22 protein-coding genes are annotated in these 23926 nt (G+C 71.6%); 10 read left to right on the plus strand and 12 right to left on the minus strand.

Annotation, left to right across the window (positions count from 1 at the left end; translation table 11 throughout):
- The first annotated feature begins 102 nt into the window (after positions 1–102).
- From AB0C38_RS17635 to AB0C38_RS17645, 3 genes are all read left to right on the plus strand, one after another.
- A complete protein-coding gene (locus AB0C38_RS17635; protein ID WP_360673811.1) occupies positions 103–1311 on the plus strand; it encodes a glycosyltransferase in 1209 nt (402 codons plus the stop codon).
- Positions 1312–1323: 12 nt separating this feature from the next.
- The gene (locus AB0C38_RS17640; RefSeq protein ID WP_360673814.1) at positions 1324–1518 is read left to right on the plus strand and encodes a hypothetical protein; all 195 of its coding nucleotides are present in this window, start codon (positions 1324–1326) and stop codon (positions 1516–1518) included.
- Positions 1519–1627: 109 nt separating this feature from the next.
- Complete coding sequence (locus AB0C38_RS17645; RefSeq protein ID WP_360673817.1) at positions 1628–1807, plus strand: hypothetical protein; 180 nt, start codon at positions 1628–1630, stop codon at positions 1805–1807.
- A 3-nt stretch (positions 1808–1810) separates the two neighbouring features.
- On the opposite strand, the gene AB0C38_RS17650 is transcribed toward AB0C38_RS17645, so the two are convergent.
- Positions 1811–2986, minus strand: a complete 1176-nt coding sequence (locus tag AB0C38_RS17650; protein WP_360673820.1) for an FUSC family protein — start codon at positions 2984–2986, stop codon at positions 1811–1813.
- Between the two features lie 163 nt (positions 2987–3149).
- On the opposite strand from AB0C38_RS17650, the gene AB0C38_RS17655 reads away from it, so the two are divergent.
- A complete protein-coding gene (locus AB0C38_RS17655; protein WP_360673823.1) occupies positions 3150–3308 on the plus strand; it encodes a hypothetical protein in 159 nt (52 codons plus the stop codon).
- Between the two features lie 139 nt (positions 3309–3447).
- Positions 3448–3852: a hypothetical protein gene (locus AB0C38_RS17660; RefSeq protein ID WP_360673826.1), complete on the plus strand. Its 405-nt coding sequence runs from the start codon at positions 3448–3450 to the stop codon at positions 3850–3852.
- Between the two features lie 79 nt (positions 3853–3931).
- Here AB0C38_RS17660 and AB0C38_RS17665 read toward each other — a convergent pair whose 3' ends face one another.
- Together AB0C38_RS17665 and AB0C38_RS17670 are read right to left on the minus strand one after the other, a co-directional pair.
- A complete protein-coding gene (locus tag AB0C38_RS17665) occupies positions 3932–4366 on the minus strand; it encodes a DUF6292 family protein (RefSeq protein ID WP_360673829.1) in 435 nt (144 codons plus the stop codon).
- A gap of 56 nt (positions 4367–4422) precedes the next feature.
- Positions 4423–5070, minus strand: coding sequence for a phosphoribosyltransferase family protein (locus AB0C38_RS17670; protein ID WP_360673832.1), 648 nt, complete (start codon positions 5068–5070; stop codon positions 4423–4425).
- 152 nt (positions 5071–5222) lie between these two features.
- On the opposite strand from AB0C38_RS17670, the gene AB0C38_RS17675 reads away from it, so the two are divergent.
- Positions 5223–6659 (plus strand): glycoside hydrolase family 76 protein, encoded by a 1437-nt coding sequence (locus AB0C38_RS17675; RefSeq protein ID WP_360673835.1) that lies wholly within the window; start codon positions 5223–5225, stop codon positions 6657–6659.
- 119 nt (positions 6660–6778) lie between these two features.
- Here the strand turns inward: AB0C38_RS17675 and htpG are convergent, their stop codons facing one another.
- Positions 6779–8683, minus strand: a complete 1905-nt coding sequence (gene htpG, locus AB0C38_RS17680) for a molecular chaperone HtpG (RefSeq protein WP_360673838.1) — start codon at positions 8681–8683, stop codon at positions 6779–6781.
- 163 nt (positions 8684–8846) lie between these two features.
- Between htpG and AB0C38_RS17685 the strand changes: the two genes are divergently transcribed.
- The 3 genes from AB0C38_RS17685 to AB0C38_RS17695 all read left to right on the plus strand — a co-directional run bounded on the left by AB0C38_RS17685 (position 8847) and on the right by AB0C38_RS17695 (position 11885).
- Positions 8847–9788, plus strand: coding sequence for a ferulic acid esterase (locus tag AB0C38_RS17685; protein ID WP_360673841.1), 942 nt, complete (start codon positions 8847–8849; stop codon positions 9786–9788).
- A gap of 110 nt (positions 9789–9898) precedes the next feature.
- Complete coding sequence (locus tag AB0C38_RS17690; protein WP_360673844.1) at positions 9899–10360, plus strand: HNH endonuclease; 462 nt, start codon at positions 9899–9901, stop codon at positions 10358–10360.
- A 172-nt stretch (positions 10361–10532) separates the two neighbouring features.
- Positions 10533–11885, plus strand: a complete 1353-nt coding sequence (locus AB0C38_RS17695; protein ID WP_360673847.1) for a protein kinase — start codon at positions 10533–10535, stop codon at positions 11883–11885.
- A 45-nt stretch (positions 11886–11930) separates the two neighbouring features.
- Here AB0C38_RS17695 and AB0C38_RS17700 read toward each other — a convergent pair whose 3' ends face one another.
- Positions 11931–12830 carry a LysR family transcriptional regulator gene (locus AB0C38_RS17700; protein ID WP_360673850.1) on the minus strand — a complete coding sequence of 300 codons (900 nt, stop codon included), beginning with the start codon at positions 12828–12830 and terminating at the stop codon, positions 11931–11933.
- 71 nt (positions 12831–12901) lie between these two features.
- Between AB0C38_RS17700 and AB0C38_RS17705 the strand changes: the two genes are divergently transcribed.
- On the plus strand, positions 12902–13825 hold the full coding sequence (locus tag AB0C38_RS17705) for a DMT family transporter (protein ID WP_360673853.1): 924 nt from the start codon (positions 12902–12904) through the stop codon (positions 13823–13825).
- On the opposite strand, the gene AB0C38_RS17710 is transcribed toward AB0C38_RS17705, so the two are convergent.
- From AB0C38_RS17710 to AB0C38_RS17740, 7 genes are read right to left on the minus strand one after another with little or no spacing between them, the layout of a single operon-like run.
- On the minus strand, positions 13731–15557 hold the full coding sequence (locus tag AB0C38_RS17710; RefSeq protein WP_360673856.1) for a sialidase family protein: 1827 nt from the start codon (positions 15555–15557) through the stop codon (positions 13731–13733). The two genes, AB0C38_RS17705 and AB0C38_RS17710, sit on opposite strands and share 95 nt — an antisense overlap.
- A 2-nt stretch (positions 15558–15559) precedes the next feature.
- Entirely contained in the window at positions 15560–17518 is a 1959-nt protein-coding gene (locus tag AB0C38_RS17715) for a beta-galactosidase (RefSeq protein ID WP_360673858.1), read from the minus strand.
- Positions 17518–18441 carry a dihydrodipicolinate synthase family protein gene (locus tag AB0C38_RS17720; RefSeq protein WP_360673861.1) on the minus strand — a complete coding sequence of 308 codons (924 nt, stop codon included), beginning with the start codon at positions 18439–18441 and terminating at the stop codon, positions 17518–17520. Before AB0C38_RS17720 ends, AB0C38_RS17715 begins: the two co-directional genes overlap by 1 nt.
- Positions 18441–19400, minus strand: coding sequence for an ABC transporter ATP-binding protein (locus AB0C38_RS17725; RefSeq protein ID WP_360673864.1), 960 nt, complete (start codon positions 19398–19400; stop codon positions 18441–18443). Before AB0C38_RS17725 ends, AB0C38_RS17720 begins: the two co-directional genes overlap by 1 nt.
- On the minus strand, positions 19397–21301 hold the full coding sequence (locus AB0C38_RS17730) for a dipeptide/oligopeptide/nickel ABC transporter permease/ATP-binding protein (RefSeq protein ID WP_360673867.1): 1905 nt from the start codon (positions 21299–21301) through the stop codon (positions 19397–19399). The genes AB0C38_RS17725 and AB0C38_RS17730 overlap by 4 nt, the downstream gene beginning before the upstream one ends.
- Positions 21298–22257 carry an ABC transporter permease gene (locus AB0C38_RS17735; RefSeq protein ID WP_360673870.1) on the minus strand — a complete coding sequence of 320 codons (960 nt, stop codon included), beginning with the start codon at positions 22255–22257 and terminating at the stop codon, positions 21298–21300. The genes AB0C38_RS17730 and AB0C38_RS17735 overlap by 4 nt, the downstream gene beginning before the upstream one ends.
- A gap of 15 nt (positions 22258–22272) precedes the next feature.
- On the minus strand, positions 22273–23871 hold the full coding sequence (locus AB0C38_RS17740) for an ABC transporter substrate-binding protein (protein WP_360673873.1): 1599 nt from the start codon (positions 23869–23871) through the stop codon (positions 22273–22275).
- Positions 23872–23926 lie beyond the last annotated feature (55 nt).

Raw genomic sequence — 23926 nt, forward strand, 5'->3', positions numbered from 1 at the left:
ACGCACGGCCTGGCACCGCCACGGGCCGGGCGCCTTCCCCACCCCTCACGACCACCTCCTCGCCGAGAGGGTCCGCAGCACCCCGAAGGGAACGCCCCACCGATGAAGATCGCGATGGTGTCCGGGCACGCCAACCCCTTGGCGGCACCGGGCGAAACCGACGCCGGCGGACAGAACGTCCACGTCGCCGAGCTTTCGGCGGCCCTCACTCGCGCCGGCCACGACGTCACCGTCTACACGCGCCGGGAGAGCCGCGACGAACCGGCCGAAGTCCGGGCGCCCCAGGGCTACCGGGTCGTGTCCGTCCCCGCCGGGCCGCCGCGGAAGGAGCCGGTGGACGTCCTCCTCCCGTACGCGGGCGAGTTCGGCAGCTTCCTGCGGGACCGGTGGGCCACCGACCGGCCCGACCTCGCGCACGCGCACTTCTGGCTGTCCGGGCTCGCGGCCGTCCTCGCCGCGAGTGCGACCGGGACGCCGGTCGCGCAGACCTTCCACGCCCTCGGCGCGGTCGAGAAGCGGTACCGGGGCGAGCGGGACACCGGCCCGGCCGACCGGGTCCGGCTGGAGCGGATCATCGGCCGGCAGGCCGCGAGTGTGATCGCCACCTGCCCGGACGAGGTGTTCGAGCTGGCGCGCCTCGGCGTGCCGCGGTCGCGGATCTCGATCGTGCCGTGCGGCGTCGACCTCGGCCGGTTCACCGTGGACGGTCCGGTGGCCCGCCGCCACGAACGCCACCGGCTGGTGAGCGTGGGCCGGCTGGTGCCGCGCAAGGGGTTCGGCGTCGCGATCACCGCGCTCGCCCAGCTGCCCGACACCGAGCTGGTGATCGCGGGCGGTCCCGAGCGCGACCTCCTGCCGCAGGATCCCGAGGCGAAGCGGCTGCGGGAGCTGGCCGGCAAGCTGGGCGTCGGCGACCGCGTCCGGTGGCCCGGCCGGGTCTCCCGCGAGGACCTGCCCTCCCTGCTGCGTTCGGCCGACGCCGTCCTGTGTACACCGTTTTACGAACCGTTCGGGATCGTGGCGCTCGAGGCGATGGCCTGCGGGGTCCCGGTCGTCGCGGCCGCGGTGGGCGGGCTGGCCGACACCGTCGTCGACGGCGTCACCGGGGTGCTGGTCCGCCCGGGCCGGCCGAAGGAGCTCGCGGCGCGGGTCCGGCGGCTGCTCGACGACCCGGCGCTCTGCGACGCGTACGGCACCGCCGGCCACGACCGCGCGGCGGCCCGTTACTCGTGGGACCGCGTCGCCGCCGACACGCTGCGCGCCTACCACAAGCTGGTGCCCGAATCCGCGGTCACCGCCGAAGCCCGCTGAACGGAGACCGTCATGACCCTGCGTGTCCTCACGCTGACCTGCACGCTCAAGCCGTCGCCCGCGAAGTCGAGCGGCGATCTCATCGCACGCCGGGCAACGAGGACGGCGCCCTACCAGGACCTCGACGAGCCGCCCGAGGCCGTGGCCTCGACGAACGCGACGCTGGTCCGCAACGCCGTCCACCTGGCGAACCTGCTCAGAGCCTAGCGGTACCCCGCGTCCTGAGTACTCCTTTCGAGTGACGCGACTGCTCCGGACGAGTGTGTCCTGGGCCACGGGGTAAGCGGTCGGGACCAGCCATCGTCAGGGGGGCACCATGCCGAACCGAGTCATGATCAGCCGCGACAGCAAGCCCATCCCGTGCGAGGAGTGCGGGCTGCCCGCGCTGCACGTCGCCCGGCTGGTCGCCGCCGACGGCACGATGCTGGGTCAGACGATGGTGTGCACGGCCTGCCGCCGCCACCGTTCGGAGGCCGAAGCCGTCGCGGTGCCGTAGCGCTCAGCGGTTCTCCAGCTTCTCCACCAGCAGCCGCGCCGGGAGGATCATCGTGCCCAGGCCCAGCCGGGCCGGCACCCCGTCGCCTTCGGCCGTCACCAGCCGCTCCTCCAGCTTCCGCAGCAGCGCGCGGCACTCGTCCAGGTCGACCGGCTGCCCGGCCACCGCCACCTGCTGGACGACGCCGGCCAGCAGGTGCACCAGGTCGGCCAGCGAGTCCCGCGCGTCCGGCCAGGGGTAGTCGAACGGGTGCTGTTCCCGCCGGGCCGCGGTCATGCGCACCGCGGCGATCAGCTGGGCCACCGACGGCCACAGCTCGATCAGTGTCCGCAGTGGACGCTCGTGGTGCGTCCCGGCCTTCGGGCGGCCGCGGCGCAGGTTCAGCAGCCGCCCTTCCCGCGTCAGGCCGGCCGCTTCCTCGGCCGCCAGCACCTGGCTGCGCGTGTCCTGGGCCTGCGTCAGCAGCTCGCCGAGATCCCCCGGCTCGTCGCGGCGGACCAGATCCGACAGCGACTCCAGGAGGTCCGCCAGCGCCGTCGCGAGCCGGGCGGTCGCCGTGCCCAGGCGTTCGCCGTAGAGCGGCGGGAGGATCAGCGTGTTCACCGCGACGCCGATCGCCGCGCCCAGCGCGGTCTCCAGGAGGCGGTCGCCCATCAGCACCGGGTCGCGGGCCGTGCCGTAGGAGATCAGCAGCATGCCGGTGACGCCGACCCAGACCCCCGAGTCCCCGAAGCGCCGCCAGTTGCCCGCGAGCAGGCCCACGAAGACGACGACGGCCAGCGCGACCGCCTGCGACGGGATCAGCTGGCCGGCCACGGCCGCGAGCAGCACGCCGGTGGCCACCGAGCCGACCTGCTGGAGCCACCCGCGCAACGACCGGTACACGGTCGCTTCCACCAGGAAGATGGCCGCGTACGGGGCGAGGAACGGTTGCGGCAGCTTCAGCACCAGCGTCGCCAGCAGCCACGCCCCGGTCGCCGCCAGCGTGGCCTTGGCCGTCTGGACGAGAACCCGGCGTTCGCGACCCGGCACCCGCAGTGCGCGGGCGAGCCAGCTGACGGGAGTCCGGTTGTGCTGTTCGGTGTCCACCGGCGCGTATGCGGCGGCGAGGCCGCGCTTGACGTCGTCCCCTACCTTCACCCGGAACGCGCGGCGCTTTCCGTTGTGCCCCCCGGTCATCCTCGCCCCCGCGTGGCCCCGGTGCGTCGCTCGTCGTCCGCCATCGTCCTCCCCGTCTTCGTCACGCCCGGTTACCCGGCGTTCCGGCGCGCGAATCGCCTCCCGGCCGCGGGTTTAGTCCTCGATGGACGTGGTAGCCGACCGGGAACGAGAGGAGAGGCCCGTGTCCCTTCAGACACCATTGCCCGCATCGCCGCGGCGCGCCGCCGGCTCCGAGATCGGCCGTGCGGTGGCCATCGTTCTTGCGGGCGGCGGCTTTCTCCTGTCACAGCGCGCGGCACGGCACATGATCGACGTCGGCCCCGACTGGCGTTCCCCCTGAGACCAGGGGCCCGCGTCCTGGTTGCAGGGACCGGCGCGGGTCCCGGCCGCGGGCCGGACGGCGGACCTCCCAGTTCCGCCGTCCGGCCCCTTCCACGCCCCTGTTTCCCATCCGCTGCGCCGTGCCCGAGGAGGTTCCGATGGACCGCGAACGTGTCGTGCACCACCGGCTGCACGCGGACTTCGCCGTCCGGTTCCCCTGGCTGCGCCGCGCGCTAGGGCCCGGCAGCGGGCTCGACCTGGACGCCGGCGGCCTGCGCGTCCGGCTGGGGCCGTGGCTCGTCACGACACCGCTGAGCAACGTCGCCGGCGCGGAGGTCAGCGGCCCGTACAGCGCGCTTCGCGGGCTGGGCGTGAGGTTGTCGCTCGCCGACCGCGGCTTGACCTTCGGGACGACGACCGGCGGCGGCGTGTGCCTGCGCTTCCACGAACCGGTCACCGGCATCGACCCGTGGGGCCTGATCCGCCACCCGGGCCTGACGGTCACGGTCGCCGAACCGGACCTGGTCGCCGAGGCGATCAACCGGGTGGTGACGGGAATGTGACTGCTCCGCGGATCCAGCGAGCGGAGGGTGACGGCTGGTGATGCGGGCGCGGAGTCCTGCGTGCTGCCGCCGCGGTGACTCAGGCTTGGCCCTCGGGCAGGCAGACGGTGTCGACCGCGTAGGCGGCGAGACGTTCGTCGAAGCCGTCCGGGGCCCCGGGTCTCCGGAAGTCCGGGGGCTCCGGCTGCCCTGGGTAGCTGTCGCCGTAGAGACCGCGCACGAACGCCACGACCGCCTTCGGGACCGGCAACACGTCTTCGCCCAGGTACGCGAGCACGACCATGTCGTCGCCGGTCGCCGACTCCACCGCCACGGCCCAGCCGTCCCGCTCGTCCCACAGCAGCGCCGTTTCGTGGTCCGGGAACCGCTCGAGGCGCTGCTCCAGCGCGAGGTACGCGGTGGCGGGCACGTCGACCTCGCAGAACCAGGCGGGCGCGTCCAGCTCGGCCGCGATGGCCAGGAGGTACTGCCTCAGCCCGCGCGCCGCCGCGCCGAGCCCGTCCCGTTCGATCATCACGCCTGCCCATCCCGTCGGAACCCCCGCCCGGTGGTACCCCGCCGCCCGGCCGGTCAACCCCGGTGTTCGCCCAGGTGGAGCAGCGTGTCCAGGACATCCTCGTCACTCGTCTGGCGGAAATCCGCGTACCACTGACCGACCGCGCGAAAGTCCGGCGGCTCGGTGAGGCAGACGACGTCGTCGGCCTCCCGCAGCAGCCCCGCCGCCGCATCGGGGGCACCGACCGGCGCCGCGAACACGACGGTCCGCGGCTTTCCGGACCGCACGTCGCGCAGCGCCGCCGTCGCCGTGACGCCGGTCGCGAGCCCGTCGTCGACGAGGATGACGTCGCGGCCGGCGAAGCCGATGGCAGGCCGGCCGTCCCGGTAGCGCTCGAGCCGGCGGCGCGCCTCCCCGCGTTCGCGGTGCTCCGCCCGCGCCATCCCGGCCGCGGTGAGCTTCAGCCCACGCAGGATCGTCTCGTCGTAGATCGCGGGACCGTCGGGGGTCACCGCGCCGACGCCGAACTCGCGCCGGCCGGGCGCGCCGATCTTGCGCGCCACCGCGACGTCCAGCTCGGCGCCGAGCCGCCGCGCGACGACGGCGGCCACCGGCACGCCGCCGCGGGCGAGGCCGAGCACGAGCGGATCGGTCCAGCCGCGGCGGTTCAGCTCTTCCGCGAGCTGCCGGCCGCCGTCCTCACGATCGGCGAAGACGCGCATGCCGGCTCCTTCCGCGTCGCTCCCCAGGGTAAACCCCGGGCCGGACCGGCGGCGTGCGTGAATTCCTGTCCGAAACCTGTCTCGGTGAGGACTGGACCAATATTATTAGCTCCCGAAAATGGAAGCATCGCCCTTCAGCGTGGAAGGTGGACATGAGCTTCCTGATTCCCCTGCTGACCGTGGTCCTGGCCGCCACTCCCACTCCGGCCCCCTCGCCCGCCGCTCCACTCGCGGCGATCTGCGACAAGTACTGCGACGCCAGGGATCCCGCGCTCTCCCCCGGTGACCGCGAAGGTGTTTCGGCGTCCATCAGTGGCCGCCGCCTTTCCCTGCACCTCGACGACGGCGACGACATGGGCTGGGCGGCGATCACCGGCGGCGCGGCCGGCGACCACGTCTGGCTGGACCGCTCCTTCGACGCCGGGCGCTCGTGGGCGTCCGGCAGCAAGCTGGGCGACACCGCGACGCCGTCGGGTTCGACCGGCTGGCGGACCCTGATGTACAACGCCGACGACTGGAACAACCGCGGTGTCGGCCTGCTGCGCGCCTGCGGCCAGCCCGCGGGTTCGGGGAGCGTCGCCTGCACCGGCTGGGCCCGCCCGACGTGGAACGCCTGGGACCGGCGCACCGCGGCCGCCACGGCGCTGATGGAGCGCTACAACCTCGGCACCGGCCTCTTCGACACGACCGGCTGGTGGAACTCGGCCAACGCATTGACCGCGATCATCGACAACGCCCGGATCAGCGGCATGGGCAGCTACCGCTACGCGATCGACACGACGTACACGAAGAACCTCGGCGCGCAGGGCGGCCAGTTCCGCAACGACTACCTCGACGACACCGGGTGGTGGGGCCTGGCGTGGGTGGACGCGTACGACCTGACCGGCGACAGCCGCTACCTGAACACCGCCCGAGCCGACGCGGACCACATGTTCGCCTACTGGGACGGTGTCTGCGGCGGCGGGGTCTGGTGGAGCACGAGCCGCACCTACAAGAACGCCATCCCGAACTCGTTGTACATCCAGCTGAACGCGGCTCTGCACAACCGCATCGCGGGCGACACGACGTACCTGTCGCGCGCCCGCACGGGCTGGACGTGGTTCTCGGGCACCGGAATGATCAACGGGTCGAACCTGGTCAACGACGGCCTGACCACGTCGACGTGCGCGAACAACGGCCAGGCGGTCTGGACGTACAACCAGGGCGTGCCGCTGGCGGCCTTGGCCGAACTGAACCGCGCGACGGGCGATGCGAGCCTGCTGACGAAGGCCCGCGCGATGGCGAACGCGTCGACGACGAACGGCTCGCTGAACCCGGGCGGCATCCTCCGCGACCCGGGCGAGACGGCCGGGGGCGGCGGCGGGGACGGGCCGACGTTCAAGGGCGTGTACGCCCGGGACCTGGCGGCGCTGAACGCGGCGCTGCCGGACCACCCGTACACGGGTTACCTGCAGCGCCAGGCGAACTCGGCGTACGCGAACGACCGAAACAGCGCGGACGCGTACGGCCTGATGTGGGCGGGCCCGTTCGACCAGGCCGACGCGGCCCGCCAGCAGACCGCGCTGGACCTGATGAACGCGGCCCCCTGACCGCGTGATCCGAGCCGGAACTCACGTGATCGAGCCCGGATCTCGCGTGATTGAGGCCGGAACTCGCGAGTTCCGGCTTCAATCACGCGGGTCACGGCTTCAATCACGCGGGTTACGTGTCAGAGCGTCTTCTCCAGGCGGCTCGCCAGGAGCTTGATGAACCGGGCCGGGTCGCCCAGCTCGCCGCCCTCGGCCAGCAACGCCATGCCGTAGAGCAGCTCCGCCGTCTCGGCCAGCCCGGAGTCCTCCGGGCGGGCGGTGTGCGCCTCCCGGAGGCCGGTCACCAGGCCGTGCTCCGGGTTCAGCTCCAGGATCCGCTTGATGGGCGGCAGCTCCTGCCCCATCGCGCGGTACATCTTCTCCAGCGTCGGCGACAGGTCGTGCGTGTCGCCGACGACGCACGCCGGCGACGTCGTCAGCCGCGACGAGAGCCGGACCTCCTTGACGTCCTCACCCAGCGCCGTGCCCATCCACGACAACAGGCCCTCGAAGTCCTTGCTCTGCTGCTCGCGCGCGACCTCGGTGGCCTTCTTGTCCTCGTCCGACTCCAGGTCGACCTGGCCCTTGGCGATCGACTGGAACTGCTTGCCGTCGAAGCCCGGCACCGCGTCGACCCACATCTCGTCGATCGGGTCGGTCAGCACCAGCACCTCGTAGCCCTTGGCCCGGAACGCCTCCATGTGCGGCGAGTTCTCGATCGCGGACCGAGACTCGCCGGTCATGAAGTAGATGTGTTCCTGACCGTCCTTCATCCGCTCGACGTACTCGCGCAGCGAAGTCGGCTTCTCCACGTCGTTCGTCGAAGGGAACGACGAGATCTCGAGGATGGCGTCGCGGTTCTCGAAGTCGTCGAGCAGGCCCTCCTTGACCGCCCGGCCGAACTCCCGCCAGAACGTCGCGTACTTCTCGGCGTCGGTCGTCATCATCGTCTTGACCGTCGAGAGGACCTTCTTGACCAGGCGGCGGCGGATCAGCTGGATCTGCCGGTCCTGCTGGAGGATCTCCCGCGAGACGTTCAGCGAAAGGTCCTGCGCGTCGACGACGCCCTTGACGAACCGCAGGTACTCGGGAACGAGCGACTCGCAGTCCTCCATGATGAAGACGCGCTTCACGTACAGCTGGACGCCGCGCTTGCGCTCCCGCAGGAACAGGTCCATCGGCGCCTGCGACGGCAGGAACAGCAGCGCCTGGTACTCGAACGTCCCCTCGGCCTGCAGCCGGATCGTCTCCAGGGGGTCCTGCCAGTCGTGGCTGACGTGCTTGTAGAACTCGTGGTACTCGGCTTCGGTCACCTCGCTCGACGAGCGCGCCCACAGCGCCTTCATCGAGTTGACGGTCTCGGCCTTCGGCTCCTCGCCCTCGGCGGCCTCACCGGCCATCCGGATCGGCCAGGTGATGAAGTCGGAGTACTTCTTCACGATCTCCCGGATCTTCGCCGGGGACGTGTAGTCGTAGAGGTGGTCCTCAGCGTCCTCGGGCTTGAGGTGCAGGGTGACCGCGGTGCCCTGGGGCGCGTCTTCGACCGGCTCGATCGTGTACGTGCCTTCGCCGCTCGACTCCCAGCGGACGCCTTCGGACGTGCCGGCCTTGCGCGTCACCAAGGTGACCTTGTCCGCGACCATGAAGCTCGCGTAGAACCCGACGCCGAACTGGCCGATCAGGTCCTGCGACGCCGCGGCGTCCTGGGCCTCCTTGAGCTTGGACAGGAAGTCGGCGGTGCCGGACTTGGCGATCGTGCCGATGAGGGCGACCACCTCGTCGCGCGTCATGCCGATGCCGTTGTCCCGCACCGTCAGGGTCCGCCCGTCCGCGTCCGTTTCGAGCGCGATGTGCAGATCGGTGGTGTCCGCGCCCAGGTCCTTGTCGCGGTACGACTCCAGCCGCAGCTTGTCGAGGGCGTCGGAGGCGTTGGACACGAGCTCCCGCAGGAACGTGTCCTTGTTCGAATAGATCGAATGGATCATCAGCTGAAGCAGCTGACGCGCTTCCGACTGGAACTCGAGCGTCTCGATCGGGGTGGTCACTTCCGGTCCTTTCCGGTGCGGGGTGCCGAGCGGGCCGATCCTACCGAGGCGGTCCGACATTCCCGGTGCTCACCCGGTCGCGCACTTTATGAACGCAATGTAGGCGGGCCCGGCCCCCCGGGGTGATGCTGGCCACGCCCCGCTGCCGATCAAGGAGGATCGAGTGCCCGGACCCCTGCCCCGGTGGGCGGCCGCGTTCGCCGCGGCCTGCGCCCTGACCACCGCCTTCGCCGCTCCCGCCGCCGCCTCGGGCGGTGTCGTCGACCACCCCGTGCGCACCACCGGCTGCGGTCGCGCCGCGCCCGTGCCGTCCGGGGTGACGACCACCCGGCACGTCGTCTCCGGCGGGCTCGAGCGCGAGTACACCGTGCACCTGCCGGCGCACTACAACCCGCGCCGGGCGTACCCGCTGGTCCTGTCGTTCCACGGGCACAAGCGCACGTCGCAGTACCAGGAGGAGCTGTCCGGCTTCTCGGCCCTCGACGCGATCTCGGTCTACCCGCAGGGCCTGATCGGCACCGACGGCGAGTCGGCGTGGACCGGCGCGCCCTACTCGGCGGCCGCCGACGACGTCCTGTTCACCAGCGACCTGCTGAACTCCCTGCAGCGCGAGCTGTGCGTCGACAACGACCGGATCTTCGCGGCCGGGAAGTCCAACGGCGGCGGGTTCGTCGGCTTGCTGGCGTGCCGGCTGCCCGGCCGGATCGCGGCGTTCGCCCCGGTGTCGGGCGCGTTCTACCCGCAGGGTGGCGCCTGCCACCCGAGCCGGCCGGCGCCGATCCTCGACTTCCACGGCACCGCCGACACGACCATCCCCTACACCGGCAACCCGGACAAGGGCCTGCCGTCGATCCCCGACTGGCTGGCCGGATGGTCCACAAGGGACGGTTGTTTCCCGAAGCCCGTTTCGTGGCAGCCGGTCAAGGGTGTCGTCGCGCAGAAGTGGCTCGGCTGCGATCGGCGCAGCGACTTGGCGCACTACCGCGTCGAAGGCGCCGGGCACGTCTGGCCGAGCACGAAGCCGAACAACGACTCGGCCACGCCGACGGTGATCGACGCGACGCCGGTCATCTGGCGGTTCTTCCGCGCGCATCCGCTGGGGTGAAACACGATTGACGCACGTCGTGCCCCTCGGCGACGATGAAGCGCACCAGGCAAAAGCCGCCCGCCGGACCAGCCGACGGGCGGCTTTTGCGTCATCGAAAGGGGTTCACCATGCGCGTCCTGGTGCTCAACGCCGGTTACGAGCCGCTGCAGACCGTGTCCGTCCCGCACGCGATCCGCATGCTGGTCCGGCACGTCGCCGAGATCCACGAGGCCGAAGACGGTCTCGCCTACGGGCTGTTCCCGCGCCCGAAGATCGTGCGGTTGCTGCGGTACGTCGTCATGAAGTGGCGATATACGCAGCCGCCCCGCTGGTCCCGGCGCGGGGTGCTGACCCGCGACGGCCACCGCTGCGCGTACTGCGGCCGCCGCGCCACGACGATCGACCACGTGACGCCGCTCAGCCGCGGCGGTGCGCGGACGTCGTGGCTGAACACGGTCGCCGCCTGCGGAGGCGCGTCCCGCAGCTGCAACGCGCGGAAGGCGGACAAGCTGCCGGCCGAGGCGGGGATGACGCTGCGGTTCACCCCGTTCGTCCCGACGTGGGACCAGCTGCACGCGCTCGCCGCGTGAGGCGTCGCGAATGAGTCATTCGCGACCTCCGGCGCCGCGAATGAGTCATTCGCGGCGCCGGAGGCAGCCGCCCCGCATCGCCCCGCTCGTCGGCGGCCCCGACCGCGGGTCGTTAAGCTCGAACCGATCGTTCCCGGCATCCGTGTGTTCCGGGGAAGGCCGGGAGGTCGTCGTGACCGACGCAGGAGAGCTGATCGCCGGGCGCTACCGGCTGGTCGACCGGATCGGCCAGGGCGCGATGGGCGTCGTCTGGCGTGCCCGCGACGAGCGGCTCGACCGCGTCGTCGCGGTGAAACAGCTGGGCTACGACCCCTCCGGCGGCGGCCAGGGCGGACAGCGGGCACTCCGCGAGGCGCGGCTCACGGCGCGGCTGCGGCACCCGCACGCCATCACCGTGCACGACGCCGTCGAGCACGACGGCAACCCGTACCTGATCATGGAGTACCTGCCGTCGCGGAGCCTGGCCGACGTCCTGCTGGAGCGGGAAAGCCTGCCGGCCGACCAGGTCGCGCGCATCGGCGAACAGGTCGCTTCGGCGCTCGCCGCCGCGCACGCCGAAGGCATCGTCCACCGGGACGTCACGCCCGGCAACGTCCTCACCACGGCCGACGGCGTCGCGAAGATCGCCGACTTCGGTATCTCCCGCGCCACCGGCGAAGGAACCGTGACGGGCGGCGGCTTCATCGCCGGCACGCCCGCCTACCTGGCGCCCGAAGTCGCCGGCGGCGCCGAAGCCGGGTTCCCCGCGGACGTCTTCTCCCTCGGCGCGACGCTCTACCGCGCGCTGGAGGGCGCCCCGCCGTTCGGCACCGACGACAACACGATCGTCCTGCTGAAGCGGATCGCCCGGGACGACGTCACCCCGCCGAAGCACACCGGCCCGCTGGCCGAGGTCCTCGGACGGCTCCTGCAGCGGGACCCGCAGCAGCGGCCGGCGATGGCCGAGGTCCAGGAGCTGTTCGAAGCGGTCACCGGCGGCCGTCCGCTGCCGCCACCCCGCGTCGTCCCCCAGGTGGGGACGCGCCTGCTGCGCGTCCGGAAGCCACGCCGCCGGCTCGTGCTGGCCTGCGCCGCCGGGGCGTTGCTGCTGGCCCTGGGCGTGCTGATCGGCACGGTGCTCGTGCCCGGCAGCACGCCGGTCGTCGCCGCGCCCCCGTCCACCACTCCCCCGGTTTCGTCGACGCCCCCGACGACCAGTTCATCGGCCCTCGCCGACCTGGGCTGCGCGGCCAGCTACCGGGTGACGAACTCGTGGCCGGGCGGCTACCAGGTGGAGGTGACGGTGCGCAACGACCGGACAGCCGGCCTCCTCGGCTGGCGCGTCCGCTGGACCCTGCCGGCCGGCCACCACATCACCGGCCTCTGGAACGGCACGTTCACGGTCGACGGCTCGACGGTCACCGTCGACAACGCGGACTGGAACGCGAAACTCGACGCGAACGGCTCGACGTCGTTCGGCCTGACGGCGCTGACGGGTCAAGGCAACGGAACCGCGCGCCCGGAGCTCACCTGCCGAACGCTCTGAGCATCGCCGACCGGCGGTTGCGCGAGCCGGCACGCCGGTCGTAGGTCAGGACCCGGCTTCCGACTCCGCCGTCCACTCCGCTGCCGACCGTTCCAACCCGTCGAGCACCGCCCGGATGTCCGGCCGCCGCGCCATTCCCCACCGGGTCACCGCGAACACCTTGCGCGTCAACGGTTCCGTGAGCCGATGAAGACTGACGCCCAGCGGTCCCGCGGGCAACGCCATGGCCGGTACCAAGGCCACCCCCGCCCCAGCCGCCGCCAAAGCGATCAACACCGCGAAATCCGGGGACTCCGCCGCCACCTTCGGCACGAATCCAGCCGCCCCGCAGGCGCGTTGGATCATTTCGTGGCACGAGAGGTCGGCCGTCGGCACGAGCCACGGCTCGTCGGCGAAGTCCGCCAGACGCATCGGTGTGCCGGGGGCCGACGCAGCGGACGTCGCCAGGAGGACCGGTTCCGCAAGGAGCATGCGGTCTTCGCAGCGGGGCGGGAGGTCGCGCGGCAGCAGTGAATAACTGTGCACCACCGCGATGTCCGCCTCCTCCCTGCGCAGCGAAGCCAGCGCGGTCTCCGGCTCCTGCACGGCCAGGCGCAGCGAGACCGAGGACCACATCCGCGGCAGCAACTGCCGGGACGCGGAGGCGAACGCGGCCAGGCGGACCGTGCCCGTGGTGCCGTTCTCGGCCACCTCCGCCAGCGCCGACTCCGCCGCCGCCAGGTCGTCGAGGATGACCTCGGCGTGGGACACCAGCAGCCGCCCGGCCGGGGTGAACGTCAGCGTGCGGCCCTGCTTCTCCAGCAGCGGTGTCCCCGCCTCGCGCTCGAGCGCCGCCAGGTGCTGCGAGACGGCCGGGCCGGTCAGGTGCAGGGCCGCCGCCGTGGCAGCCACGGTCCGGTGCTGGGCGAGTCCGTGCAGGATGCGCAGGCGGCGGAGCTCCATCATGAAGTCTGACTTCCTGATTGGCGAACTAACCGTAACTGGTTCTTCAGTATCGCACAGCCCACGATGGAGGCGTGAAACTCGGAGCACTCGCCGTCACCGTCGTCCTGTGGGCCTCGGCGTTCCCCGCGATCAAGGTCGGCCTCGACGGCTACGGCGTCGCCGGCCTGTCCTTCGCGCGCCTCGCGGTCGCGTCGGCCGTCCTGCTGCTCGCCGCGCCCCTCCTGAAAGTGCGCGTGCCCCGCACGGCCGACCTGCCGCTGATCGCGCTGTGCGGGCTGGCCGGGATGAGCGCCTACCAGGTCCTGCTCAACTGGGGTGAGGTCCACGTCCCGGCGGGCACCGCGAGCCTGCTCGTCTCGGTGGCGCCGGTGTTCAGCGTCCTGCTGGCCGCGGCGTTCCTGGGCGAGCGCCTGACCGTCCTGAAGGTGCTGGGCAGCGCGGTGGCGCTCGGCGGCAGCGCGCTCATCGCGGTGGGCGGCGGCCTGGGCTACTCGGGCGCGGCCTGGGTCGTGCTGGCCGCCGCGGCCGTCCAGGCCGTCTACCACTTCTGCAGCAAGCCGTTGCTGAAGCGCTACACCGGCCTCGAAGTCGCCTGTTACGCGATGTGGGCTGGGACGGTCTTCCTCGCACCCCTCGCCCCGCAGGCCGTGCACGGGTTCGCGACGGCGCCCCCGCCGGCGACCCTGTCCGTCGTTTTCCTCGGCGTGCTCCCCTCGGCCGCCGGGTTCGTCGCCTGGGGCTACGCCGTCGCGAGGCACTCGATCGCCGTCGCGACCGGGGCGCTCTACCTCGTGCCGGCCGTCGCCCTCGTGGTCGCGTTCGTCTGGCTGGGCGAGACGCCCGGGTGGGTGGACGTCGCCGGCGGTGCAGTCAGCATCGCCGGCGTCGTCCTCCTCTCCCTCAGCCGTGGATCCGGTCGAACGGCAGCCGCAGCACCTGTCCCGCCGGAACCGGCGCGTTCCGCAGGCGGATCGCGTCGAGCTCCGGCGCCGTGAGCGCACGGCGGTAGTAGCGGACCTCATCGAACGAGCCGTTCCAGCGGTAGGCGTTGTCGAGCCGCTGGCCCAGCTGCAGCTGGAACGACACGGTCTGGCTGACGGAGCCCGCGACCGCGGCACCGGACGCGACCTGGACGCCGTCGACCCACAGCAGCAGCTTCCCGCCGGTGCGCTCCAGCGCGAGGTGGTGCCACGCCTGGTCGTCGTAGGCCTGCGACGTCGTGATCGACGACGTCCCGGCCGCCGTGGTCATCGTCGCGATCAGCCGGTGGTTCGCCGGCTCACCACGCAACCACAGCTGCGGGGCCGTCGTGCCCATCCCGCCCAGCCAGAACAGCACCTGGTTGCCCTTCGTGGCGCCATAACGGAACCAGCCCGTCCAGGTGAGGTCACCGTCGCCCGGCGGCTGCGCCGGGTCGTACGGCACGCGGACGTAGTCGTCCGTGCCGTCCAAGACGAGACCACCGCCGAAGCGGCCGGCAGCAACGGAAGCACCCCCGAGCACCCGGGCGTCCGCGTGCCCCGAAACGTCCGGTGTGGACGGTCCGGCCGAGTTCCTCCAGCCCAGGTAATCCTCGTCGAAGCGTGCGAAACGGATCTCGTCACGGGCGTCGACCGCGCCGCCTTCGTACATGAGCCCGATCTCCGAGCCGCCGATCTGCACGAGGTCCGAGTAGCCCGACCAGTCCGTGGTGATCTGCGTGCCCTGCTCAGCGTTCTCCCACGTCCGGCCGTTGTCGTACGACGACCGGATCATCATCCAGCGGCGCCGGTCGGTGTCGGACGGCGACGAGAACAGGAGCCGGTTGCCGACGCGCAGCACCGCCCCCTGCACCATCGGCGTCACCAGGTCGGGGATGGTGGTGAAGGACCTGGAGAACGTCTCGCCGCCGTCGCGGCTGATGGCGTAGTCGCGGTTGCCGATGTCGGTGCCGCCCTGCTCACGGCCGCCGGCGTAGATCGACCCGTCGGCCAGTTCGACCACGGTGACTTCGGACGGCTTCTGCGGGTACGTCCCGCCGACCGGGTGCGGGTAGGAGTTCACCGCGCCGACGTGCCAGTTGCGCCCACCGTCGTCGCTGTAGACGAGCCCGGCGTGGTTCTCGATCGAGTTCGTGCCGTCGCTGGTCTCCGCGTTGACGCCGAACACCAGCCGCCCCGCGTGCCGCCCGCGAGTCAGCTGGATCCCGTGCACCGGACCGGACGCGTACCAGGAGTCCCAGTTCGGCAGCTTCGCCTGCGCGCTGATGTCCACCGGCGTGGACCAGGTCAGGCCGTCGTCGTCGCTGTACTGCGAGTGCGGGGTGCGCGGGCACGGGACGTCGCACGCCTTGTCGTCGTCACGGCCCTTGTTGTACGTCGTGACCAGTACGATCCGGCCGGTGCGGCTGTCCACGATGGGCACCGGGTTGCCGTGGGTGTCGCCCCCGCCGCGGTTGACCACCTGCAGCGGCGACCACGTCTTCCCGCCGTCGGTGGAGCGCTTGAGCACGAGGTCGATGTCGCCGGTGTCGCCGCAGTTGTCGATGCGGCCTTCGGCGAAGGCGAGCAGCGTTCCGTGGGTGGACTTCACGATCGCCGGGATCCGGAAGCAGCTGTACCCGGGGTCCTGCGCCGCCTTGAACAGCACCTGCTGGTCGAACCGCGGCGCGGCCTGCGCCGGACTCACGGCGAGCAGCGCACTCGCCACCAGGGCCACCAGAGCGGCCCATCTCCCCAGTGTTCTCATTCTCATCCCTTCAGGACGGCGACACCTCGCGGGGCGAGCCGGACCTCGCGCAGCGGCCGTGACGGGTCGCCCAGCAGGTCCGGCGCGGCGTGCGGCAGGTCGACGGTGACCGGCTCGGTGCCGTGGTTGAGCAGGATCAGGTAAGCGCTTTCCGCACTGTGCCGGACGACCGCCTGGACACCGGCCGGCGCCGTCAGCACCGGCGTCACGCCGGCTTCGGCGGTGACGCGATCGAACAGTGCGCCCAGATCGGGCCGGGTGCCGACGTACCAGGCGACGCCGGCACCGAACCGGTGCCGCGTGATCGCGGGCCGCCCGGCCAGGTCCCCGGCGGCGAAGGACGCGATCACCTCGGCGCCTTCGGTTTCGATCCACTCGGACCAGATCGACCCGGAACCCGTTGTCCCGTCGGCGAACTCGAGTGAGATCGAGTCCACGGGCCAGAACTCGTCGACCCGCAGGCCGAGGATGTCCCGCAGCGGTGCGGGATGCCCGCCCAGGTAGGCGCGGTCGCACCCGTCGACGATGCCGGAGAAGTACGACACCACGAGGTGCCCGCCGCCCGTGACGTACGCACGCAGGTTGTCCGCGGAAGCCTGTTCCAGCAGATACAGGTTCGGGACGACGACGAGCTGATAGCGCGTGAGATCCCGCGACGGATGGACGACGTCGCAGGTGATGTTGGCGTCGAACAACGGCGCGTAGTGCGCGAGGTGCGTCTCCAGCTGCTCCAGCGCCGCCGGGTGCGAGTCGAGTTCGAGGCCCCACCAGCTCGGCCAGTCGTGCAGGAGAGCGACGTCGGCCCGCACGCGCGTCCCGGCCAGTTCCGGCACGCGGGCCAGCTCCTGCCCGAGCGCGGCCGTCTCCCGGAACGTCCGGGTGTCGCGGCCGCCGTGCGGAACCATCGCCGAGTGGAACTTCTCGGCGCCGCCGCTGGTCTGACGCCACTGGAAGAACAGCACGGCGTCGGCACCCTGCGCGATGGCCTGCCAGCTGCCGAGCCGCATCGCGCCCGGCGGCTTGGGACTGTTGCGGGGCCGCCAGTTCACCGCGCTCGGCGCCTGTTCGAGCAGCATCCACGGCTGGTCCTTCGTGGACCGCACGAGGTCGTAGGCGAACGCGGCTTCGACGTGGGCGCGCGGGTCGTGGGGATCGGGGTAGGAGTCGAGGCTGACGACGTCCTCGTGCGGCGTCCACGTGTGCCAGTCGAGGGCCTTCTGCACCAGGCCGACGAAGTTGGTCGTGATCGGCGTGTCGGGGGTGATCCGCCGCAGCACGGCTTGCTCGGTCAGGAAGCAGCCGAGCGAGGCGTCGGAGGAGAACCGGTGGAAGTCCAGCTGCTGGGCGGGGTTCGGGAACGTGGGCGCCACGCGCGGCGGCAGGATTTCGTCCCACCCGGAGTAGCGCTGAGCCCAGAAGGTAGTCGTCCAGGCCGCGTTCAGCTCGTCGATCGTGCCGTAACGGTCCCGTAGCCAACGGCGGAAGTCCGCCGCGGACTCGTCGCAGTAGCAGGCGCGGATGTGGCAGCCGTACTCGTTGCCGACGTGCCACATCGCGAGCGCCGGATGCCCCGCGTACCGCGTGGCCAGCTGTTCGACGAGCCGTGCGGCATGGGAGCGGTAGACCGGGCTCGACGGGCAGAACTGCTGCCGGGCGCCCGGGGAAAGCCGGACGCCGTCGGCGCGCACCGGGAGGATCTCCGGGTGCGCGTGCGACAGCCACGGCGGCGGCGAAGCGGTCATCGTCGCCAGGCACACCTCCACGCCGGCGCCGGCCAGACCCGCCATGACGTCGTCGAACCAGCCGAAGTCGTACTCACCCGGCCGCGGTTCGACGCCGGCCCACGAGTAGATCCCCGCGGTCACCATCGTGACGCCGGCTTCGGCCATCAGCTTCAGGTCTTCCCGGCGGACCTCTTCGGGCCAGTGCTCCGGGTTGTAGTCGGCGCCGTAGCGGAGCATCAGAGCAGACCGGCTTCGGCGAGCTTCTCCTTGATCCGCAGCAGTTCTTCGTCGTCCAGGGGCAGCTGCGGCGGAGCCATGACAGCGTTGTCGATGAACCCGCGCATCTTCATCGCGGCCTTGAACGCGCCGAGCCCGGCGGAGCCGCGGCCCATCCGGCTCGGCGGCGCGACGGACGTGATCGAGAACAGCTTCAGCAGGCGCTCCTGCTCGCGGCGCGCCGCGGCGAGGTTGCCGGACTTGAAGTGGTCGTGGATGAGCACGTACCCGACCGGGTCGACGTTGCCGAGGCCCGGCACCGCGCCGTCGGCGCCCATCGCCAGGGCCGCGTCGACGAGCAGCTCGGACCCGGTGAACACGGCGAAGGAGTCGAGGCCGCGTTCGCGCTTGCCGAGCAGCACCGCACGGAACGCGGCTTCGTCGCCGCTGGAGTCCTTGAGCCCGGCGAGGACGCCGTCGGCGGCCAGGTCCAGGACCATCCCGCCGTCGAGCTTCGTGTGCACGGCCACCGGGATGTCGTAGGCGACGATCGGCAGCGCCGTGCGCTCGTGCAGCAGGCGGAAGTGCCGGTCGATCTCGGCGACGTGGGTCCGCGTGTAGTAGGGGGCGGTGACGACGACGGCGTCGGCCCCGGCGGCCTCGGCCGTGCGGATGTGCTCGGCGACCCGCAATGTCGTCATGTCGATACAGCCGGCGAGGACCGGGACGCGACCGGCGACCTGGTCGACAGTCGTCTCGACGACGACCCGGCGCTGGGCGTCGGGCAGGAAGGCGACCTCGCTGGAGGAGCCGAGGACGAACACGCCGTGCACGCCGGCGTCGAGCTGGATCTCGACGTGGCGCCGCAGCGAGTCGGTGTCCACGCTGAAGTCGTCGTTGAACGGCGTGCACAGCGGCGGGACGATTCCGGCGAACTTCGGCATCAGGCGCTCACTCCGGTAGGGATCTCGGGATGGATGCAGCGGTAGGTGTGCCCGGGCGGGCCGTCGGCCGCGGCGAGCGGCGGCAGGTCGGCCGCGCACTCGTCGGTCGCCTCCGGGCAGCGGGTGCGGAACGGACAGCCGCTCGGCGGGTTCGTCGCCGAGGGCACCGGTCCGGTGAGGACGATCGGCTCGACCTGGTGGAGCAGGCTGGGCGTCGCCGAGAAGAGGGCTCGGGTGTACGGGTGCCGGGCCTCGTCCGGCAACGCGGTCGCCGGGGCTTCTTCGACGATCCGGCCGAGGTACATCGTGACGATGCGGTCGCTCATCTTCTTGACGGTCTGGATGTCGTGGGAGACGAAGACCATCGCCAGTTCCAGCTGTTCGCGCAGGTCGAGCAGCAGGTTGAGGATCTGGGCGCGGACCGAGACGTCGAGGGCGGACGTCGGCTCGTCGGCGACCAGCAGCGCCGGCCGCAGGGCCAGGGCCCGCGCGATGGCGACGCGCTGGCGCTGGCCGCCGGAGAGCTGGCCCGGCACCGCGTCGGCGGCGCTGGCGGGCAGGCCGACCAGCGACATCAGCTCGCGGACGCGGTCGTCGCGCTCGGCCGGGGTGCCCACGTGGTGCACGTCGAGCGGGTCGCGGATGATCTTGGCGACGGCGAGGCGGCGGTTGAGCGCGGTCGACGGGTCCTGGAAGACCAGGCCGACCTCGCGCCCGAACCCCTCGTCCAAGGGCTTCCCGCGGAAGCGGACCGTGCCCGCGGTCGGCGGCTGCAGGCCGACGATCACCTTCGCCAGGGTCGACTTGCCGCAGCCGGACTCGCCGACGACGCCGATCGTCTCGCCGGGGTTCACGACGAGGTGGGCGTCGGTGAGGGCGTAGACGTTGTCGTGGCCGAACAGGCCGCGGCCGCGGATCTTGTGCACGACGTGGACGCCGTCGAGCTCCAGGAGGTTCACGCCGTCGCCTCCTTCTCACGAGCGATGTCGACCGCCGGGAAGTGGCAGGCGACGAGGTGGGCGACGGGCTCGCCGAAGCGGACCGGGGTCTCCTCGTGGCACTTGGCGCGGGCGGCCGGGCAGCGGTCGGCGAAGCGGCAGCCCGCCGGGAACTCCGCCGGAGCCGGGACGACGCCCTTGATCTGGGTGAGCCGGGCATCGCTGGCCTCCAGCGACAGCACGGCGCTGAGGAGCCCGCGCGTGTAGTGGTGCCGGGGCGAGCCGACGACCTCGGCGGTGCTGCCCAGCTCGGCGACCTGGCCGCCGTACATGACGACGACGCGGTCGGCGATCTCGGACACCAGCGCGAGGTCGTGCGAGACGAGGATGAGCGCGAAGCCGAGCTCCTCCTGCAGCCGCAGCAGCAGCGCCATGATCTGGGCCTGGACCGTGACGTCGAGCGCCGTGGTCGGCTCGTCGGCGACGATCAGCTTCGGGTCCCGCGAGAGCGCCATCGCGATCAGCACGCGCTGGCGCTGGCCGCCGGACAGCTCGTGGGGATACGCGCGCAGGGTGCGTCCCGGGTCGAGGTTGACCAGCTCGAGCAGCTCGGCCGGGGTGCGGGTGCCGCCGCGGCGGGTGAACTGCTTGAGCTGGGCCTGGATGGTCATCGCCGGGTTGAGGGAGCTCAGCGCGTCCTGGTAGATCATCGCGATGTCGTGGCCGAGGTGCCGGCGGCGGTCGCCGGAGCTCAGCGCGAGCAGGTCGCGCTGGGCGAAACGGATCTGGCCCGAGACCCGGGCACCCGCCGGCTGGAGGCCGAGGATCGACAACGCGGTGAGCGTCTTGCCGCAGCCGGACTCGCCGATCAGGCCGAGGACTTCACCGGCGCGGACGCTGAAGGACACCCCGTCGACGACGTCGACGCCTTCGTGGCGGCCGGGGAACGCGATCGCCAGCCGGTCGACTTCGAGCACCGTCTCGCGCTGGTCCAGGGACCGGGCCGCCCGGGCCAGCCGCTCCCCCGCTTCCCGCAGGCCGGCGATCGGCAGGACGGGCGCGGTGTCGGCGTCTTCCCTCTTGGCGACGGCCTTCGCGACCTCGGCCGCCTTGACCGCGCGGGCCGAAGGCGCGGCCCAGGCGTCGGAGATCCGCTCGGACAGGATGTTGAGCGCCAGCACCGTGATCAGGATGAGCAGGCCGGGGAAGAGCGTCGCCCACCAGCCGCCGGTCAGGACCAGGTCCTTGCCGTCGGCCAGGACCGAGCCCCACGACGGGTCCGGCGGCTGGATGCCGGCGCCGATGAACGACAGCGACGCCTCGAACACGATCGCGTCGGCCACGGTGATCGTGCTGTACACGAGCACCGGGGCGGCACAGTTGATCGCGACGTGCCGGGTCAGCACGAAGAACCGGCGGGCCCCGATGACGCGTTCCGCCGCGACGTAGTCCTCGCCGTACTGGGCCAGCACGTTCGCGCGGATGACCCGGGCCACCGGGGGCATGTTGAGGAACCCGATGGCCAGGATCAGCACGGCGATGCCGTGCCCGAAGACCGCGACCAGCACCGCGGCGAGCGCGATGCCCGGGAACGCCATGATGACGTCGAGCACGCGCATGACGAGCGCGTCCACCCGGCGGTGCGACGTCGCGGCGAACGCCCCGATCACCGCCCCCGACACGAGCGCGAGCGCCACCGCCCCCAGGCCGATGGCGAGCGACCAGCGCGTGCCGGCGACGAGCCGGGAGAAGATGTCGCGGCCGGAGGTGTCGGTGCCGAACCAGTGCGCGGCGCTCGGGCCGCCGGTGTCGGTGCTCAGCGCGTCCGGGTTGTGCGTGGCGACCAGCGTGCCGACGACGGCGACGAGCACCAGGACCCCGAGGACGGCGAGGGCGGGCCACGACCCGCGCAGGCGCTTCACGCGTGGCTCCGCAGGCGCGGGTTGGCGATCAGGTAGAGGACGTCGACGATCAGGTTGACCAGGACGAACCCGATCGCGATCGTGATCACGAAGCCCTGCACCTTGGCGGTGTCGCCGTCCTTGACGGCCTGGATCATGTTCTGCCCCATTCCCGGCAGCGCGAACATCGTCTCGATCACGACCGCGCCGCCGAGCAGGTAGCCGACCCGCAGGCCGAGCACGGTGAGCGGGGTGATGAGCGCGTTGCGCAGCACGTTGCGCCCGACGACGACCACCGGCGGCAGGCCGCCGCCGCGCGCCGTGCGGACGTAGTCGCGGTCCAGCTCCTCGACCATCGACGTCCGGATCACCCGGGTCAGCTGCGCGGCCACCGGCAGCGCCAGGGCGACCGCGGGCAGCGTCAGCGAGTTGAGCCAGCCGCCGACGGAGTCGGCCGGGCTGACGTAGCCGCTCGTCGGGAACAGGCCCCGGTCGACGGCCAGCCACTGCACCAGCAGCAGCGCGACCCAGAACGCGGGTGCCGCGACCCCGGCCAGGGTGACCACGCGGATCACCTTGTCCGGCCAGCGGTCGCGGAACAGCGCCGACGTCACGCCGAGCACCAGCGACGTCACCAGCGCGATGACCAGGCCGAGCAGGGTCAGCTGGACGGTCAGCGGCAGCGCGGTCGCGATCGTCTCGCCGACCGGCTGCTTGGTGATCACGCTCGTCCCGAAGTCCCCTTGGACCAGGTGCCAGACGAAGTGGACGTACTGCAGCGGCAGCGGGTCGAGCAGGCCGTTCTCCAGCCGGAACTGCTGGAGCTGCTCGGCGGTGGCGTTCGCGCCGTCGAACGCGGCGAGCGCCGGGTCGGTGGGCGCGAACCGCATCACGATGAACACGAACAGGATCACGCCGAGCAGCAGCGGGATCAGGGCGAGGATGCGGCTCAGCAGCATCCGCACGACGACGGCCACGGGTCCTCTCCTCGCTCAGACCGGCTTGGCCTGGTTCAGGTAGATGCCGGGGTAGCCCTGGGCGTGCACGCCGGTGATCGCCTTGGGGTCCCACGCGGTGCCGAGCTGGGTGAACACGACCGGGTAGATGACGGCCTGCTCGGAGATCCGGTCCAGCAGCTGCTTGTTCAGCGTGGTCCGCTTGGCCTCGTCGGCCTCCGCCGCGGCCTGGTCCTGCAGGGCGAGCAGCGACTGGGCGTCGGCGCCGGTCCAGCGGGCGTACTTGCTGGTCAGGATCGACTTGGCGTCGTAGTAGTACCGGATGAGCAGGTCGGGGTCGTTGCCGAACTGCATCGGGTTGTTGGTCGTGGCCACGACCTGGAAGTCCGTGCCGGCGTCCAGCTTGGAGAACAGCGCCTTGGTGTCCTGGGAGTCCAAAGTGGTCTGGACGCCGATCGCGTCCCAGCCCTCCTTGATCACCTTGACGCAGTCGGCGACCAGCGAGGTGTTCGTCGTGGACAGCGTGACCTTGAGCCCGCTCACGCCGGCCTGCTGGAGCAGCTGCTTCGCCTTGTCGGGGTTGTAGACGAAGTCCTGCGACGCGGGCTGCGACGACGGGAGCTTCGGGTTGATGAACGACGTGCCGGGCGAACCGGCGCCCTTCAGCCCGATCTCGATCATCTTCTTCTTGTCGATCGCGTAGTGCAGCGCTTGCCGGACCAGGTTGTTGTCGAACGGCGCGTGCTGGGTGTTGAAGAGCAGGAACAGGTTGTTGCCGCCATCGGCGAACTCGACCGTCCGGCCCGCCGCGCGGAGCTGGTCGGCGTTGGCGGCCGGGATGTTCTCCACGATCTGCGCGTCCGGCTTCGCCCCGGAGATCGCGGCGACGCGCGGCGCGGAGTCCACGATGGACTTCCACAGCATCTTGTCGTAGGCGGCCGGGCGCGGGCCGTTGTAGTCGGCGAACTTCTCGAAGCTGGTGTGGGAAAGCGGCGCCTGCTCGACGACCTTGTAGGGGCCGGAGCCGATGACCTTGCCCGCCGCGGCGTCGGCCCACTTGCCGTCGTAGACGTGCTTCGGGACGATCTTGCAGCACTGGATCCGCTGCAGCGCGTACGGGAAGGGGAATTTGAGGACGAACTCGACCGAGCTGTCACCGGTCTTGCGCACTTCCTTCAGCCACGTGGAGAAGAAGCTGTGGATGAGGACGTTTTCCTTGTCGTCGAGCGCCCGCGCGTAGGTGAAGACGACGTCGTCGGCGGTCACGGGCTGGCCGTCGTGCCACTTCGCGCCGTCGCGGAGGTCGAACTTCAGGCTCGTGCCGCTCGCGTCGGCGGGCAGGGCCTTCGCCAGGCCGGGGAACGGCGCGCGGGTGATCGGGTCACCCTCCACGAGGGACTCGTAGCAGTGCAGGATCGCGGCCATCGAGAACGCGGACGCGGTCTGCAGCGGGTCCCACGTCTGGTTGTTGCCGTAGCCGATCACGGCGGTCAGCGAGCCGGCCGTACTGCCGGTCTTGTTGGTGGACGCCGGCCCGCCGCACGCGGCGAGTACGGTCGGGAACGCCAAAGCCGCCCCGGCGAAGGTGGTGTAGCGCAGCAACTGGCGGCGGCTGAGCGACGGGCTCTGGGACATCGCTGTCTCCTGCGGGCCTCGAACGGTAGGACATGGGACGTCCTATGACCGGCGT

It is taken from the genome of Amycolatopsis sp. NPDC048633, assembly GCF_040650695.1.
Lineage (GTDB): Bacteria > Actinomycetota > Actinomycetes > Mycobacteriales > Pseudonocardiaceae > Amycolatopsis.

Coding starts and splice junctions, on each gene's coding strand:
- AB0C38_RS17675 (WP_360673835.1), top strand. CDS start 5,223: ATGAGCTTCCTGATTCCCCTGCTGACCGTGGTCCTGGCCGCCACTCCC.
- AB0C38_RS17650 (WP_360673820.1), bottom strand. CDS start 2,986: ATGACCGGGGGGCACAACGGAAAGCGCCGCGCGTTCCGGGTGAAGGTA.
- AB0C38_RS17700 (WP_360673850.1), bottom strand. CDS start 12,830: ATGATGGAGCTCCGCCGCCTGCGCATCCTGCACGGACTCGCCCAGCAC.
- AB0C38_RS17640 (WP_360673814.1), top strand. CDS start 1,324: ATGACCCTGCGTGTCCTCACGCTGACCTGCACGCTCAAGCCGTCGCCC.
- AB0C38_RS17645 (WP_360673817.1), top strand. CDS start 1,628: ATGCCGAACCGAGTCATGATCAGCCGCGACAGCAAGCCCATCCCGTGC.
- AB0C38_RS17740 (WP_360673873.1), bottom strand. CDS start 23,871: ATGTCCCAGAGCCCGTCGCTCAGCCGCCGCCAGTTGCTGCGCTACACC.
- AB0C38_RS17665 (WP_360673829.1), bottom strand. CDS start 4,366: ATGATCGAACGGGACGGGCTCGGCGCGGCGGCGCGCGGGCTGAGGCAG.
- AB0C38_RS17715 (WP_360673858.1), bottom strand. CDS start 17,518: ATGCTCCGCTACGGCGCCGACTACAACCCGGAGCACTGGCCCGAAGAG.
- AB0C38_RS17670 (WP_360673832.1), bottom strand. CDS start 5,070: ATGCGCGTCTTCGCCGATCGTGAGGACGGCGGCCGGCAGCTCGCGGAA.
- AB0C38_RS17660 (WP_360673826.1), top strand. CDS start 3,448: ATGGACCGCGAACGTGTCGTGCACCACCGGCTGCACGCGGACTTCGCC.
- AB0C38_RS17720 (WP_360673861.1), bottom strand. CDS start 18,441: ATGCCGAAGTTCGCCGGAATCGTCCCGCCGCTGTGCACGCCGTTCAAC.
- AB0C38_RS17710 (WP_360673856.1), bottom strand. CDS start 15,557: ATGAGAACACTGGGGAGATGGGCCGCTCTGGTGGCCCTGGTGGCGAGT.
- AB0C38_RS17635 (WP_360673811.1), top strand. CDS start 103: ATGAAGATCGCGATGGTGTCCGGGCACGCCAACCCCTTGGCGGCACCG.
- AB0C38_RS17690 (WP_360673844.1), top strand. CDS start 9,899: ATGCGCGTCCTGGTGCTCAACGCCGGTTACGAGCCGCTGCAGACCGTG.